Annotated in this window: 13 protein-coding genes; 12 read left to right on the top strand and 1 reads right to left on the bottom strand. The window is 53.9% G+C overall.

All coding sequences use genetic code 11. From position 1 onward, the window contains the following. Positions 1 to 515 precede the first annotated feature (515 nt). The 11 genes from infB (at position 516) to KTH_RS18075 (ending at position 12957) form a co-directional block, all read left to right on the top strand. Positions 516 to 2819, top strand: coding sequence for a translation initiation factor IF-2 (gene infB, locus KTH_RS18025; RefSeq protein ID WP_111318637.1), 2304 nt, complete (start codon positions 516 to 518; stop codon positions 2817 to 2819). A gap of 102 nt (positions 2820 to 2921) precedes the next feature. Continuing rightward, positions 2922 to 3308 (top strand): 30S ribosome-binding factor RbfA, encoded by a 387-nt coding sequence (gene rbfA, locus KTH_RS18030; RefSeq protein ID WP_111318639.1) that lies wholly within the window; start codon positions 2922 to 2924, stop codon positions 3306 to 3308. Further along, a complete protein-coding gene (locus KTH_RS18035; RefSeq protein WP_111318641.1) occupies positions 3305 to 4339 on the top strand; it encodes a DHH family phosphoesterase in 1035 nt (344 codons plus the stop codon). The genes rbfA and KTH_RS18035 overlap by 4 nt, the downstream gene beginning before the upstream one ends. A 29-nt stretch (positions 4340 to 4368) precedes the next feature. Beyond that, complete coding sequence (gene truB / locus KTH_RS18040) at positions 4369 to 5259, top strand: tRNA pseudouridine(55) synthase TruB (protein ID WP_111318643.1); 891 nt, start codon at positions 4369 to 4371, stop codon at positions 5257 to 5259. A gap of 312 nt (positions 5260 to 5571) precedes the next feature. Beyond that, positions 5572 to 6531, top strand: coding sequence for a bifunctional riboflavin kinase/FAD synthetase (locus KTH_RS18045; protein ID WP_111318645.1), 960 nt, complete (start codon positions 5572 to 5574; stop codon positions 6529 to 6531). Further along, the gene (locus KTH_RS18050) at positions 6528 to 7424 is read left to right on the top strand and encodes an FHA domain-containing protein (RefSeq protein WP_111318647.1); all 897 of its coding nucleotides are present in this window, start codon (positions 6528 to 6530) and stop codon (positions 7422 to 7424) included. The genes KTH_RS18045 and KTH_RS18050 overlap by 4 nt, the downstream gene beginning before the upstream one ends. Before the next feature lie 12 nt (positions 7425 to 7436). Then, on the top strand, positions 7437 to 7889 hold the full coding sequence (locus KTH_RS18055) for an FHA domain-containing protein (protein ID WP_111318649.1): 453 nt from the start codon (positions 7437 to 7439) through the stop codon (positions 7887 to 7889). A gap of 177 nt (positions 7890 to 8066) precedes the next feature. Then, complete coding sequence (locus KTH_RS18060) at positions 8067 to 9473, top strand: FtsW/RodA/SpoVE family cell cycle protein (RefSeq protein ID WP_111318651.1); 1407 nt, start codon at positions 8067 to 8069, stop codon at positions 9471 to 9473. A gap of 178 nt (positions 9474 to 9651) precedes the next feature. Further along, positions 9652 to 11082 carry an FtsW/RodA/SpoVE family cell cycle protein gene (locus tag KTH_RS18065; RefSeq protein ID WP_246046310.1) on the top strand — a complete coding sequence of 477 codons (1431 nt, stop codon included), beginning with the start codon at positions 9652 to 9654 and terminating at the stop codon, positions 11080 to 11082. 110 nt (positions 11083 to 11192) lie between these two features. Further along, positions 11193 to 11660 (top strand): hypothetical protein, encoded by a 468-nt coding sequence (locus KTH_RS18070; RefSeq protein ID WP_111318652.1) that lies wholly within the window; start codon positions 11193 to 11195, stop codon positions 11658 to 11660. A gap of 1 nt (position 11661) precedes the next feature. Then, on the top strand, positions 11662 to 12957 hold the full coding sequence (locus KTH_RS18075; protein WP_111318654.1) for a hypothetical protein: 1296 nt from the start codon (positions 11662 to 11664) through the stop codon (positions 12955 to 12957). 17 nt (positions 12958 to 12974) lie between these two features. Here the strand turns inward: KTH_RS18075 and KTH_RS18080 are convergent, their stop codons facing one another. Then, the gene (locus KTH_RS18080) at positions 12975 to 13382 is read right to left on the bottom strand and encodes a LapA family protein (protein ID WP_111318656.1); all 408 of its coding nucleotides are present in this window, start codon (positions 13380 to 13382) and stop codon (positions 12975 to 12977) included. Between the two features lie 180 nt (positions 13383 to 13562). On the opposite strand from KTH_RS18080, the gene mutS reads away from it, so the two are divergent. Further along, positions 13563 to 16352, top strand: a complete 2790-nt coding sequence (gene mutS / locus KTH_RS18085) for a DNA mismatch repair protein MutS (protein ID WP_111318658.1) — start codon at positions 13563 to 13565, stop codon at positions 16350 to 16352. Positions 16353 to 16625 lie beyond the last annotated feature (273 nt).

A 16625-nucleotide genomic window follows, 5' to 3' on the forward strand; every position in this document is an offset into this window, starting at 1 on the left:
GATATCTTATCCGATAGAAGATTTTACTGAGCTGGCTGCCACATTGTCTCACACCGTTCTTACACAGATAGCAATGTACCGGCATCTGGAAACAAAAGGCCGCCACTACTCGATGGTTGTTTTCTGATCGTCCCTTCTTTTCCAGCAGAACAAAGGTCGAAAAAGAACAAGGGACGTTTTCAATACGACGCTCTGACCTATCGGTCGGACAAGAATTGAAACGAAATAATGTATTGTATTATCTCTACTCTTGTTAGAGACACAGCCCCTCGTTTTACAGGGCAGTTGTATCAGCGAATGTTTGCGGAGCGATCAGCTATGATTCAATAAGCATAGCCTCTACGCCAGAGAGCGCAGACTAAAAACATGCCTGGCACTGCACCAACGAGGGTCTGTCCCCTCTCCTACAGAAAATGCTGAAGAGAAGGAAGAAGGGTGACAGACCTTTTTCATGGCTGTGAAGAGAGATTTCCGCCGCCTAAAGGCGCAGCAGATGATAGGAGGGAGTCTTCTTCATGAGAGATACGTCTGAACTCACAGAAGGCACTGAGCAGGCTAAACCGAAGACGACACAACAGACACATACCCGGAAGCCACGCGCAAGAGCCGAGAGCACAACACCAGGCAGCCAGGAACACGAGAATAAAGCACAGACGCGGCGGCGTCCTTCCAACAGTTCCCAGGGCGCGACACGCACCCAGAGTGGAAGCAAAGAAGGGCATCAGGGCACAAGCCCAACGCCTGCCCGTCCTGCACATTCAAGAGGAAGCACACACGCGCAGCGTCCTGCCACTAGCACCCACGGAGGCCATCGCGGGCAGACAACCCGAACAGCAGGAAACACTGCGACCAGTGGGCGGCCTGCACCCTCTGGGAAAACAGGCACTGCACAGCCGACTAGAGGTGCTCGCGGTGGTCAGGCAACCCAGTCGCCGACAGCCGGAACACGGACCAGTCGACCGAGTAAACCAGCCACCTCGCGTCCAGCCTCTCGCTCGAATGCAGCACATAAAGCGGCTGAACGTCGCGCCGCTCCGGTAAAGGAGAAACCCGCTGGCGGCCCGGTCACGATTCCACCACAGATTGTGGTGAAGGATCTGGCCGAGTTACTGGAGGTTACGCCGAATGAAGTCATTCGTCGTCTGATCGGTCATAGCATTTTCGCGAACATCAATCAGGTTATCGACTATGATAAGGCCGTCCTTGTCGCGCAAGAACTGGGCTTTGAGCCACAGGAGGCAAAGGTCTCTACGAATGCGGTACAGGGACGCCCCGTCGTCGCACCAGAAATCCAGAAACCCCCGATTCAGGACAAGAACGCGGTTGTCGTTCCTCCTGTCGTGACAATTATGGGACACGTCGACCACGGTAAAACAACGCTGCTGGACACAATCCGGAAGACGAAGGTTGCCGCGGGCGAAGTCGGCGGTATCACACAGCATATCGGCGCGTATCAGGTTGAGATCAACGGGAAGAAGATCACCTTCCTGGATACACCAGGCCACGAGGCCTTTACCTCGCTTCGGGCTCGCGGCGCACAGGTCGCTAATATTGCAATTATTGTCGTCGCTGCCGATGATGGCGTCATGCCACAGACACGCGAGGCAATCGACCATGCCCGCGCTGCCAATATGCCTATTATCATCGCCCTGAACAAAATCGATAAGGCGGGAGCAAACCCCGATCACGTTAAGCAGCAACTGGCCGAAATCGGCATTGTTGTTGAAGAGTACGGCGGTGAAACGGTCTGTGTTCCGGTCTCGGCCAAGAAGGGCGAAGGCATCGACGAACTGCTTGAGTACATCTTGTTGGTCGCGGAAATTCAGGATATCCAGGCCAACCCGAACAAGCTGGCAGTCGGTACCATCATTGAAGCCAAGATGGAGAAGAGCAGCGGCACATCTGCAACCGTGCTGGTCCAGGATGGCACTCTGAAAATGGGTGATCATATTGTTGTGGGCCCGATTGTTGGTAAGGTCCGTGCCATGTTCAACGATCGAGGCAAGCGCATTCAGAAAGCGCCACCGAGCACCCCGGTCAGCATTCTGGGTCTTCCCGAAGTGCCACAGGCCGGTGATCGTGTCGAAGCAATGCCCGATGAGAAGAGCGCCAAGCAGCGCGCAGCTGAAGAGGCCGAGCGCCGCAAGCAGGAGGCCAACCTGAATCAGGTCAGCCTGGATACGCTCTATCTACAGGAGGGTGCGGTCAAGGAACTGAACGTCATCCTCAAGAGTGACGTGCAGGGCTCTGCCGAGGCACTGAAGAACTCGCTCTCGAAGATCAGCAGCGAGAACCTGAAGGTCCGCTTGATCCGCGAGGGTGTCGGTAATGTGACCGAGACAGATGTCCATCTGGCGGCTGCCTCTGGCGCCATCATCATTGCCTTTAATGTGAAGACCGATGATGCAGCACAGCGTGAGGCTGCCAAAGAGGGCGTCGATATCCGCCACTACAACATCATCTATAAGATGATTGAGGATATCGAGAACGCGCTGAAGGGCATGCTTGAGCCACAGTACCGTGAGGTTATTGAGGGTCACGCCGAGATCGTGGCAACCTTTAAGGCCGGACGCAATATGCAGATTGCCGGTTGCCGTATCACCGACGGTAAAGTGACGCGCTCTTCACAGGCTCGCGTTCTTCGCAAGGGTGAGAAGGTCTACGAAGGCAAGATTGGTTCTCTTCGTCGTGGTAAAGATGATGTTCGCGAAGTTCATACCGGTTACGAATGCGGTATCGTGCTTGACGACTTCAACGCCATCGAGGTTGGCGACATCATTGAAGCCTTTACACAGGAAAAAGTCCAGCCCGGCGCATAAGCAACCGATACAATATCGTACAGAACAGAAGCGTGGAATCGAACTGATGACGGTCAGGAACATTCCACGCTGCTCGTATCATGGAGTTGAAGAGGGTCCATTATGCCAAATACACATAGACAGGAAAAACTGGCGGAACTGATTGCCGAAGAGATCAGTGATCTGTTGCGCACCCGGGTAAAGGACCCGCGCGTCGGCTTCGCCAGCATCACCCACGTAGATGTCAGCGGCGACTTACGTCAGGCCAAAATCATGGTGAGCGTTATGGGTACTCCGGAAGAACAGCAGAAAACGATCCAGGGTCTCAAGAACGCAACCGGGTTCTTGCGTCGCGAGTTGGGTTCCCGCCTCGTGCTCCGTCATGTCCCGGAACTCACCTTCAAACTCGATCACTCGATAGCAGAAGGCGCTCGGGTCCTTGCTCTGATCAACCAGATTGAACGCGAAGAGCAGGAGAAGACGCAACAATCAAAGACAGAGGAAGAATGAGTCAGCAAACCGTTCCCACAGCTACCCCATTAGATCAACAACTCAATCCAGAACTTGTGCAAAATGCAATGGCCCTGATAGAGCCAGCACAGCGGATCGCCTTACTCGCCCATGAGCACCCCGACGGCGATGCGCTCGGCTCTATTCTGGGCTTTTCTCATATACTCTCCCTGCTCGGGAAAGAATGCGTTCCTGTATGCGCCGATCCAGCCCCGCGCGCGTTTCACTTTCTTCCGGGCATCGAGAAGCTACAGACAACGCTCGGCGATGAACAATTTGATCTGGTCATTGCCCTGGACGCAGGCGAGTTCTATCGGTATGGAGCCATCTACGAACGGCACAGCGCGTTTCTTGAGCGGGCCCGCGTCCTCAACCTCGACCATCACCTGACCAGCAGTGGCTGTGGACAGGTCAACATTATCGATGTGGCCTCCGCCGCGACCGCTGAGCTGCTTGTCCTGTTCCAGCAACAGGCAGGGCTCCCCCTGAATACAGACGCGGCACAATGCCTGCTGACCGGCATCATCACAGATACCGGTTCGTTCCAGTATTCAAATGTGACTGCCCGAACGCTGGAGGCTGCCGCAGTGCTGCTGAATGCAGGCGCAGTTCCAGAAGTATCGGTGAAACCTATTTTCCGCACGCATCCCCTGGCCCAGAAGCGCCTTGAGGCCGAGGTTATCGCGAAAGCACAGGTGGCCTGTGGCGGTCGTCTGGTCTGGTCCTATATCTCGAAAGACATGCTTGAGCAGACCGGCGCGACAACCGAGATGGATAGCGGCTGTGTTGGGATGCTGCGCGATATCGAAGGCGTACAGGTTGGTGCTCTGTTCAAAGGCTACGAAGAGGGTGAAACCCGCCTGAGCCTGCGTACCTATGAGCCGGTAAACGCCGCCGATATCTGTATGCGCCTCGGAGGCGGAGGCCACGCCCGGGCCGCTGGCGCAACGATTTATAAGCCACTGGAAGAGGCCATTCCCGAGGTCGTCGCGCTCTTGAAAGAAGCCATCGGCGAAGGCGACGACGAATAGCGATCAGGAAAGAGGAGCAGCGGGCTGTCATGGATGGGATTCTTGTTATCAATAAAGCAACAGGCATGACGTCTCATGATGTTGTGGCGCGAGTACGCAGGCTTGTCAAACAGAAGCGCGTCGGACACGCTGGCACACTGGACCCGATGGCACAGGGCGTTCTGCCGCTCTGTCTGGGCCAGGCCACACGCGTCGCCGAGTACCTGAGTGAAAGCGGCAAGGCCTATGAGGCCGGGATTACATTTGGTACCGTGACCGATACCTATGATACGGAGGGGACGGTTCTCCGCACTGCCGATGCCTCTACGCTCACGCTGGAACAGATACAGGCCGCTCTCCCCCATTTCCTGGGGAAACAGCAGCAGCTTCCGCCGCGCTATTCGGCAATCAAGCTTCAAGGACAACCCGCCTATAAACTGGCGCGTGCAGGCTCCGAAGTGCAGCTACAACCTCGCCCGATCGAGATCTATCATCTGAATGTGCTTGCATGGACACCTCCTACCCTGATGCTGGCAGTTGAGTGCAGCAAGGGGACCTATATTCGCTCACTGGCTTATGATCTCGGCGAGTATCTTGGCTATGGGGCACATCTTTCCTCGCTGACCCGAACCCGCAGCGGTCCTTTCACTCTGGCCAAAAGTGTGACACTCGAAGCACTGGCCTCCGCGATAGAAGAAAACCGACTTCAGGAGTATCTGCTTCCTGCTGATAGCGCAGTGCGGCATTTTCCCGGACTGACGCTGGATGCGGAGACAGCAGAGCGTGTTCTGCATGGAAACACCTTTCGTTATCCGGCCCTCCCCCATACACAAACGCCCCTGGCACGCGTGTATGATCCAGATGGCCGCTTTATTGCACTAGCCTCCTGGAATAGTGAGCAGTGCACCTGGCAACCAGTCAAGGTATTCGTCACGGCCTGATCCCGAAATTCAAACTTTTTGTGACAACCAAACGTAATCAAGGATAAGAAGACAGCCAGAAAGAGCAGACGGCAAGCAGCACCGTCACCACGCCCGGGACTTGTGAGAGCCAGGCTTCTCCCTCTGCAAAGTTGAAACAGGATGCAGCCTCAAGCAGTCCGCTGAGCGTTGTTGAATGTCTGCTATGGCTACGATTATTGCTGACAAAAATAGCCTGTGGTACTATAGGAGTACTCTAAAGGCAACATTATTTAACACAATAGGGTACGGCATTTCCAAGAGATTCTTCTGGAAGCCACTTTGAAAATATATATGGAATATACAACAACGCTCACACAAACCGAACCTATCGTTATTACTATAGGGAACTTCGATGGTATTCATCGGGGTCACCAGTATCTTCTGCACACCCTCTGCGTCATGGCAGAACAGCTGAGCAGTAAACCGGTATTGGTTACCTTTTCACCTCACCCGCTTGAAGTCGTTCGGCCCGGCGTCCACCTCCAACTGCTCTCTACGCTTGATGAAAAGCTCGCCCTTGCCCGTGAATATGGCAAGGTTGCTGACTCAATTGTTGTTCACTTCACACCTGAAGTCGCGGCAATGACCGCCGAGGAGTTTATGGACAACCTGCGTCAGCACTTCACCATCAAGGGGCTGGTAGTCGGTGCGGATTTCCGACTCGGCCATAATCGTATGGGAGACGTTGCCTTTCTGCAACAGTACGGGCAACAGCATGAATTTGAGGTAGCTCCGGTTCCGCTCCAGGAAGATGATCAGCAGCGCATCAGCAGTACCCGCATTCGGAAGCTCATCGAAGAAGGAAATATCGTCGAGGCTAACACGCTCCTCGGACATCCATTTGAGGTAAGCGGCGTCGTTTTCCATGGAGATAAACGCGGTCGCCTCCTCGGTTTCCCGACGGCAAATGTCCGCCCTGGCGAGCAGAAATTGCTCCCGGCTGATGGAGTCTACGCCGCGTATGTCCGCGTAGTCAAAAGTACCGGTGGTGACGAAGCGGGGGCCTCCACCGTTTATAACGGAGCAGTCAATGTTGGCTTACGACCGACCTTTGACGGAAAGGTGCGCCAGGTCGAAGCGCATCTACTGGATGTTGAGCTTGATCTGTACGATAAAGAAATTCGGATCGATTTTATTGCCCGCCTGCGAGGAGAGCAGAAATTTGCAGGCATTGAAGCGCTCAAAACACAGCTCTCCACTGATATTCAGCAGGCACGGCAGATATTAACAGCCAGGAGGGTGAGCAATTGAAAGCTCGCCAGAACCCATTAAATAAATTTGAAGCGTTTATGCAACGCCTGATCGAGCGTCCGTTCGCGCGTCTCTTTCCGTCCCGTCTGGAACCGGTGGAGATTGAGCGGCGGCTTGAGCGGGCGCTGGATGACAATACGTTGCTTCAGGGCGAGGGACGTCGCCTCGCCCCGAATGTCTATGACATTTACCTGAGCATCAAAGATCACCAGCAACTCGCTCCCGGTCAGGCCATGCTGGTTCGTGACTGGCAAAATCATCTTGTCGAGTACGCGCGACGCCACCATTATACCCTGCGCACAATGCCGATTATTCGCCTGCACGCTGAAAGCTCAATGGGCCCCGGCGAGATTCGCGTTGAAGTGGAGATGGGTGACGGGCAAGGAGGTGACGGTCTGATGGCAACACAGGCCCTTTCTCCCGAACAGCTGGCTCAGATTCGTGCCGCCCTGCCACAAAACCAGTTCGGGGGCTCTTCCCCGCAACAACCGCCAGTTCCTCAATCTCCGACTCCGGCCAGCAGCCCCAATCACTATGGGCCGCCCGCGGGGAATAATCCGCCTTCTATGCCCGGGGTACAGCAGACGGCTGCGGTGCCACCCGCACGACTCACCATCCGTCTACCCCAGTCAGGCCAGCAAGTCTATCGGATCGAAAAACCGGTCGTCAATATTGGTCGCCAACTCAGTAACGATATCATTGTTGAAGATAAACGCGTCTCACGCTATCATGCTCAGGTAAAGTATCAACCCGACGGCAATTTTGCCATCTTTGACCTCGGTAGCACAAACGGTATCACGATCAATGGCATACCGAATATGCGCCAACATGTTCTGCGCAATGGTGACCGTTTTACCATCGGCAGCTATGATTTCTACTTCGAGAGAAGGTGAGACCTCCGCCCTATGGCTTTACAAATAGACTCTTTTTTATTGATATTGCGCATTTTGCTGGTTGTGCTCCTCTACCTGTTTCTGATGCAGGTAGTTATTGCGATTACGCGCGATCTCAAGAAAAATGCAGCCGCCGGTGAGGGGAGTTCGGAGCCATCCGGGCGCATCTGGGGCCATCTTGTTGTGGTGAACAGCGGCCCAACCAGTCTAATGCCCGGAACACGCTTCGCCCTTCAGCCTCAGACCAATATCGGTCGCGGCCCGACAAACACGATTCCTATTCAAGATCAGTACATTTCAGCAGAGCATACCCGCATGTGGTTCCGTAATGGCACATGGTACGTTCAGGACGCAGGTAGCGCGAACGGCACCTATGTCAACGGCCAACCGGCACGTGATCCACTCCCCGCGAAGGCCGGGGATATTATCAGCGTCGGCTACATCCAGTTTAAGCTGACCCAGTAGACCTGAGCCGCCCTTAAGGCACAGGTATTCGGGAGGATCAGGAACTCGTCCCCTCTCCTCCGCCGAGGCGCCTGAAAAAGAGCTTATGCGCGCTCCGATCCACAGAAATTCTTAGACCGATCAAAAAGCAGTGCAACAGGAAACGCTTAGCTCGTGTAGATAGAGAGGTGTAGATAGATGGCAAGTCATTCACCCGATAGACCGCGCCGCTATCGTTGGAAAGAGCTAGGATTGTTTATTATCCCTAGCCTCATTATCGTCCTTATCACAACACAATTACTTATTGCCAACTCGTTGAAAAACGCCAGTGATGCCAGTTCACCACTGACGGCGCAACAGCTTCCAACACTTGAAGGACTGATTCCGGCGCTCGGTCTGATCGGCGCCTTTGCCGTGGTTCATATCGTGCTGAATCTCTTCTTTCGGAAGGCAGATCAAGTGCTCCTTCCGCTGGCCGGACTCCTGAGCAGCATTGGTGTGCTGATGGCCACCCGCCTGGGCCCTGATCTACATAACCCGCGTCTGGGAACCAACCAGTTCTTATACGCGCTGCTTGGTTTTGGCTTGTGCTGCGCCACAGTCGCCATCTTGCGTGTACCACAAAAGCTCTCGCGCTACAAATACATCTGGGCACTGATCACGCTGGCATTGCTGCTTCCAGCACTTATCAAAGGCGTACTCGCCGGAGACGCACCATCCCGCGACACGCTCGGTCTTGGGCCCTTCAAAATCCAGCCTTCGGAGTTCGCAAAGATTGCCATTGTGATCTTCTTCGCCGCCTACCTCAGCGAGACACGCGATATTCTGGCAAAGGGCTTTATGCGGATCGGTAATCTACGTCTGCCGCCACTACGCCATCTGGGCCCACTGGTTTCCATGCTTGGCATCGCGCTGGCAATCTTCCTGGTCGTCCATGACCTCGGTCTGGCTCTGCTAATCTACAGCACTTTCCTCTGTCTGATGTATCTTGCCAGTGGCCGCCTGATGTATGTGCTGGTCAGTCTGGGAGCATTCTTCGTGCTGGGCTTTGTGGGTTATATGCTGCTAGGCTATGTGCGAAATCGCTTTGCGGTCGTTGGCTTTGATGTTGTGAACTGGGACAAATGGACACCAGAGCAGGTTGCATTCGCGGATGATCCCGGCTATCAGATCATGCAGGGACTGATCGGTCTCTGCACCGGTGGCCTCTTTGGTCAGGGGTTCGGGCTTGGTCATCCAGCGGGACGCTTCTTCATTCCGGTAGTCGAGTCGGACCTGATGCTTTCCGGTCTGGGCGAAGAAATTGGCTTGATGGGTCTCTTTGCGATCCTCGGCCTCTATCTGCTGATCATTCATCGTGGCTTCCATATCGCCATGAAGGCGCGTGACTCGTTCAGTCAGTTGCTAGCAGCCGGTTTGACGACCATCTTCGCGATTCAAACGCTGGTCATTATCGCGGGAAATCTCAAGTTGATGCCATTGACCGGTGTTCCTCTTCCCTTCTTGAGTCAGGGTGGGAGTTCACTGTTCGCAAACTATATCATTATCGGCATCTTGCTCCGCATTTCCCATAATACAGAGGTTGAAGCGGAAAGTTCATATTAGACCCCTTTTACCTCTCTATCAGATAGTTCGTGATAAACCGGGAAGGGATTTCCTCTCCCGGTTTTTCTCTTTCACGCCGGGTAATTCTTTCGATCAAGAATATATAATTTGTTGATATAATAACAGGGAAAAACGGAAAAGAGGCGCACCGTATTTATCAGAGAGGCAGGTATGAGCCATGATGAAGAGCCAGCTCCGAACAAAGTATAGAACACGGCCCGAAAAGCAAAGTGTGCTCAGGCGGTATCGCTGGACAGAGCTGAGTCTGTTCATTCTTCCCGCCCTTATTCTGCTGCTGATCATGACACAGCTTTTTATCGCGAACAACGTGATCGAGCATATTGACCCACGTTCAGCTTATAACCCGAAGATCCTCCCGACCGTGCAGGGCCTGATTCCAGCGCTCGGTCTGATCGTCGCCTTTTTTGTGATGCATATTCTGCTCACCATCTTCTTCCCAAAAGCGGATCAGTTTCTGTTGCCACTGGTCAGCCTGCTCAGCGGTATCGGCGTCATGATGGTTACCCGTATCGGGCGCGATCAGGGCTTTGATCTTGGGAGCAAGCAACTTGTCTGGGTTCTGCTTGGCCTGATTGCGTGTGGCTTGACGATGATCGCGCTTCGCTATCTGCCCCGGTTCTCGCGCTACAAGTATACCTGGATTGTATTAAGCTTTATCGCGCTTGCCCCTGCCGTTATTAAGAGTATCATGGACTCCGATGCAGGCCCGGCTCGTGATGCGCTGCGCTTTGGACCATTTAATCTTCAGCCTTCCGAGTTCGCGAAAATCACTATTGTGATCTTCTTTGCTGCCTACCTCAGCGAGAACCGAGAGATTATCGCGAAAGGATATATGAAACTGGGACGGCTGCATCTCCCACCGCTGCGCCATCTGGGCCCGCTGGTGATGATGCTTGGCCTGGCACTGCTGATCTTCCTGATGGTCCATGATCTCGGCCTGGCGTTGCTGATCTACTGTACCTTTCTCTGCCTGATGTACCTTGCCAGCGGTCGCCTGCTTTATACCGTTGTCAGCCTGCTCCTGTTTGTTGGAATGGCAATCATCAGCTATAACCTGTTCGGCTACGTCCAGAACCGCTTTCGGACGGTGACATTCGATATTGTACACTGGCAAAACTGGACACCCGCTCAGCAATACTATGCGGAAAACCAGGGTCAACAAATCTTACAGGCTGTGATGGCTATTGCCAGCGGAGGACTACTCGGCTCGGGGATCGGGCTCGGGCATCCGACCTATGTGCCGGTCGTTGAGTCTGACATGATCTTTACCGGGATCGGAGAAGAGATCGGTCTGATTGGCCTGTTCGCGCTTATCTGCCTGTATGCGCTGATTATGTATCGGGGCTTTCGCATCGCTATTACGGCACGAGACCCTTTTATGCAGCTCCTCGCCGGGGGCCTGACCAGTATTTTCGCGATTCAGACACTGGTTATTACGCTAGGTAATATCAAGCTACTGCCATTAACCGGAATCCCGCTCCCATTCCTTAGCTATGGAGGAAGCTCAATACTCGCAAACTACATCATTATCGGTATTCTCTTACGTATTTCTCATGATACCGAGATGGAAAAAGAAACTGTCTACTAGCAGTTTAGCGAACATTCTGCTTTCTTGTATATCAATACTGCTCATGCTATACTGCCCATATATTGGCCCCGTGTATAATAAAGGTAGTATTATTGAACGAGAGAGACGGTATGGGACAATACAGGCAATGGTTATATTACCGAGAAAATAAACGACGTCTTCAAAACGAATTGACACAGCGCGAGCAGGAGCTAGCCCAGCTTCAGGCCCAGGCAGCCCGCTTACAGCGCTCCCTTTCACTGGAAGACAATGCTATTATCCGGGCGCTGACCGAACATGCCACCGAAGCGCAGAAGCAGTCAGCACCCGCCTCATATCCTTCAGCCCGAGAGGTTACCTCGCCCTCCTTACAGGCCGTAGCCGTTGGCTCAACGCCTCAGGGGAGCACGCCAGAAAAACCCTATTTTGCAGAGCAACAAACAGCGCCGCAGGTAGCCCTCCCCTGGTGGATTCGCAATCTCGCTTCTACAGATATGCCCATAGATCAGCAAAGCGACCGGGTAAACCGGCTCGTTGAGCGATGGGCACAGCGCTGGCACCGCCAGTCAGAGCAATCACAGGATAAGAGGGAGAATTAGGATGCGCCCGGTAGAGAAGCAAACAACCGTACATTATTTTCCCGCTCACATTGAGGCGCTCTATGCTCGCTTGGGTGAACATGATGTCGAGCAGTTCTACCAGGGGTACAAGCTCTGGAAAATCCAGCAGCAAATTATCGCCCTGCAAACAGAGTTGACCGCGCTCAATAACGAACTGAAAACCAACGAAGAACAGACGCAGAGAGTTCAGCCATCACCAATCGCGCTCGCCGCGCTGGCACGCCTTCAAGCCAGTGGCGTGCATGATCTCGACCTGCTTGACCGCATGCTTTCACGTGGCGATATCTGGCTTGATCACACTATGCAGTTGCTTGAACGGTGTGAGTCGCTCGACCTCATTCAAGGTGACTATACGACGTGGTGCGAGAATGCCCTTGATGGCGCATACAACTGGCTTGACTCGATTCAGGAAGGTCAGCGCCCGCCAGAAGCCGCCGAAGAGGAAAGCGCTATTACCGAAGAGATGCTGCTGCAAAAGCTCACCAACGACGATGAGGGAGAATTGCCAACTCACACAGAGAAACCCTCACAGCCCGAGCAGGTCGTTGAAGAGCAGCCCACCATTGGGGTTGTTTACAATGAGGCCGCGCGGGCCGAAGAGAAACAACTACCATCCCTTGAGGCCCTTCATCATGTACCAGAGCAGGTCGCTGAAGAGCAGCCCATACAGGCAGGCATTGGTGATGTACCCGAGGAAGCCAAAGAGGAACAACCACCATCTCCCAAGAGCACGCTGTCTGCTGAGCAAGCCGAAGATCAACAGTCCACGCAGGCAGGCATCCACAACGTGTCTGAGCAGCCTGCTGAGGAACAACCCGCTATCGACGGTCCAATCACCGAGCCTCAAGAGACACCCGAGACAGCAGAAAAAGAAGAGCTCGTTCCTGTTGTTCAGACCAACTCACAGGGCGAAACACCGACCCTTGTCGCAGAGCCGGAAGAGAGCACACAGAAGCGCAAGCAGCCCATTACAGAGAAGATCAGCAGTGTGCGCCTGCCAGAAGAGGGAAGAGTCACCATTTCGGCGAATGTTCCAGAAACACCGCTGCCCGAGCAACAGCCCACAGAGGAGACGGATGAGCCCCGTGAGCAAGAAGGGACGACACAAAAGAAACCAGCAGATGAGCCCCATGAGAAAGAGAAGACGACACAGGAGACTACCATCAACGAGAGTAGCCAACAGGAGAAGCCAGACAGGAAGACCCAGGAAGATTCTCACGACATAGAACACCAGAATATCTTCAAACGCTTCCTGGGGCAACTCTGGCGTAGATAGAGCCTCCTACCCACATTTCAGTTTTTCATCGGCTTAATCAAACGAGGCATCGATGTCATTGGCTGTCTCTGGGCCTGTCCCGGTATGGTTCCCTGTTGCTGTGAGAGCGGGGCTTGCGGCTGCATCATCTGCTGCGCCAGTTGCGTCGCAGCTAGCTGCTTCTCCATCTCTGAAACACGTTTCTGCAAGCGCTCATTCTCTTTTTGCAGGCGTGCGATTTCGCGCTTGTCCCGCTTGCCAGCAGCGACATCAACCAGATAGAGCAGGATAGCCCCGATAAGAAAGGTAGCGATAAAGATGATCCCCACCGGCAAAGAGAGCTGAAGACTAAAAAAACTCAGGGTAACCTGATCAAGATTCTGGACACTGAACATGGCAACCAATGCGCCGATTAAGCCCAGAATTACCAGCATGAGGTAGATCATTTCAACCTCCTTGCGCCATTAATATCACATATTATAATGTATCTATCTCCCACCATAAACCTGTATAGACTATTTGATCTATTGCTACGCATTGCAGCCTCATTCTCTTAACCAGGCCTACGCAAATTGACTCTCGGAGGAAGAACCTCTATACTACAATCTGTGCCTGGAGGAGGTTCTATGGTCTTATTCGGAGAGTTTGCAAACGATACACCCAATCATAGCCCGGTTCGCGCTCAATATCTGAAGATCAAAAGTCAGCATCCCGATGCGATCCTTTTTTTTCGCATGGGAGACTTCTATGAAATGTTCGACGATGATGCGGAGATCGTCGCCCGCGAACTGGAAATAGCGCTCACCCGTCGTGATTTTGGTCGGGGACAAAAGTCGCCAATGGCCGGCGTCCCCCATCATGCCGCCGACGGCTATATCGCGCGTCTGGTCGGTAAAGGCTACCGCGTTGCAGTCTGCGAGCAGACCAGTGACCCCGCTCTTTCGCGTGGCCTGGTCGATCGCGAGGTTGTCCGCGTTGTCACACCGGGAACAGTCATTGACCCAACAATGCTGGCCGCGAAACGGAACAATTTCCTTGCAGCGGTTGTGCTTGGACGTAACGCCGTTGGGATTGCATATATTGATATCACGACCGGTGAGTTCGCCGTGACACAGTTTAACACACCTGAACCAGAGCTTGCCATTCAACAGGAAATCTCACGTGTTGGACCGGCGGAAGTGCTGGTTGAGGCCAACTATAGCCGCCTGGGAAGCCGCAAGAAGCGCTGGCTGGCAACCGTTCTGAGCGAGAAACAGGTCACCAAGCTCGGCAGTAATGGCGATCCTAACGCCACTATACCAGAACTGGATGAGGACGACGACGAGGACGATTACGCTCCACTGGTCAAGCTGCTAAACGGGCTAGCCGGGCATATCACGCCCTACGACTCCCGATATTTTGCCGAAGACGATGCGCGCCATCGCCTGCTCAAACAGTTTGATGTCAGTTCACTTGAGGGCTTCGGCTGCGATCAACTGCCCCTGGCCATTCGCGCTGCCGGAGCCGTTCTGGCTTATGTACAGGAAACGCAAAAGGGGCTACTCCAACAACTGACCTCGCTGGAAACCTACTCTACCAGTAGCTTTATGACGCTTGATCCCTACACCCGGCGCAATCTGGAACTCTTCGAGACGGGACGCAGTGGCACAACGAAAGGCTCGCTGCTCTGGGTATTGGATAAAACACGTACCCCGATGGGAGGACGTCTGTTGCGCCGCTGGCTCGGTCAACCGCTGCTGAATATTCAGGAAATTCAGACGCGCCAGGAAACGGTACAGGTTCTCTTACAGGATACCCTGCTTCAGGCACAGCTCGGTGAAGCGCTGAAGAAAGCGGGCGACCTCGAGCGCCTGATTAACCGGGTCCGTCAACGTATTGCCTCGCCCCGGGATCTGGTAGCGCTGGCAAATGGACTCCGCGCCGCCTCCGAGGTGCGCCACTGTCTGGCCGAAAGCAGCAGCGCAACGGTTGCCGCACTGCAAGGGATCATGCAGCGGCTCTCTGACAACGGAGACATCATCGAGCTGATCGAACACGCCATCGTCGAAGATCCGCCGGTCAGCATTACCGAGGGCGGTATTATCCGCGCTGGCTTCAGTCCCGAACTGGACAAGCTACGCGACGCCTCGGTCAACGGCCGCCGCTGGCTCTCCGAGTTAGAACAGCGCGAACGAAAGCGCACCGGTATTACCAACCTCAAGGTTGGTTTCAACAAAGCGTATGGCTACTTTATCGAGGTCACCAAGTCGAACCTTGACCGTGTCCCGGCCGACTACCAGCGCCGCCAGACCCTGACCAACTGCGAGCGTTATATCACGTCAGAGCTCAAAGAGCAGGAGGCGCTGATCCTGAACGCGCAGGAACGCATCAACAGAATGGAGAATGAGTTCTTCGTGCAACTGCGTTCAGATATCGCGGTTCACGCCTCCGAGCGCATTCTAGACACCGCGCACGCCGTCGCAGAACTTGATGTCTATTTGAGTCTGGCCGAGATCGCTGCGAAAAATAACTATTGTCGCCCGATTATCGACGAGAGCGATACCATTCATATCGTCGCTGGTCGTCACCCGGTAGTGGAACAGACACAATCGGATACAGCGTTTATTCCCAATGATACCGATCTCTCGATCAGTGAGGGCCAGATAGCCATTATTACAGGCCCCAATATGGCCGGTAAATCGACCTATCTGCGCCAGGTCGCATTGATTACCCTGCTGGCCCAGATTGGCAGCTTTGTGCCCGCAGAATCGGCCCGTATCGGCATTGTTGATCGCATCTTTACTCGTATTGGTGCCCAGGACGATCTGGCAACCGGCCAGAGCACCTTTATGGTTGAGATGGTGGAAACCGCCAATATATTGCACCATGCCACACAGCGCAGCCTGATTATTCTGGACGAGATCGGGCGCGGCACCAGTACGTATGACGGACTGGCGATTGCACGGGCCGTCGTTGAATATCTGCATAACAACAGGCGAAGCGGCGCTCGCACCCTCTTCGCAACGCACTATCATGAGCTTGTGGAGGTCTCACGCATTCTGCCACGGGTTCGCTGTCTCAATGTCGCAGTGGCCGAAGAAGAGGGCAAAGTCATCTTTCTGCGCAAGATCGTACCCGGAGGCGCCGACCGCAGCTATGGCATCCATGTCGCTCAGCTAGCGGGCCTCCCCCGCCCCGTGATCCACCGGGCAGAAGAGATCCTGGCAGAGCTTGAGCAAAAAGGGGACGCCAAAAGCCGTCGCAAGGCCATGCGCGATCTCACCATGCCCCAGGCGTGGCAGATGACGCTCTTTGCGCCCGAAACCCATCCGGTCGTTGAAGAACTCAAAAATCTTGCAATCGATGAACTGACACCCATTGAAGCGATCAGTAAGCTTTATGAGCTTCAACAAAAAGCCAATAAAGAACATGCATAGGAGCATTTCGGGGACTCGATTACCACAATTATCGAGTCCCTTTTTTCAATCCTTTGAAGACAAGCCGCTACACCTCTCACAAACGCATCACAAACTGGCTTCCGGGGCGCCAAAACCAGATGACGAAGGGCGGCATACGCTGTATCATCCAGGCGGGATAATGCTGCCCGTATGGAAAAATAGAGCCCAAAAGATCGGCGACTTTTTCAGAAGGAAGTACCCGACCACAACATAAGAGTTGCCATATGTGATATCATTAGGGTGACGATAGTG

Source organism: Thermosporothrix sp. COM3 (assembly GCF_059696735.1).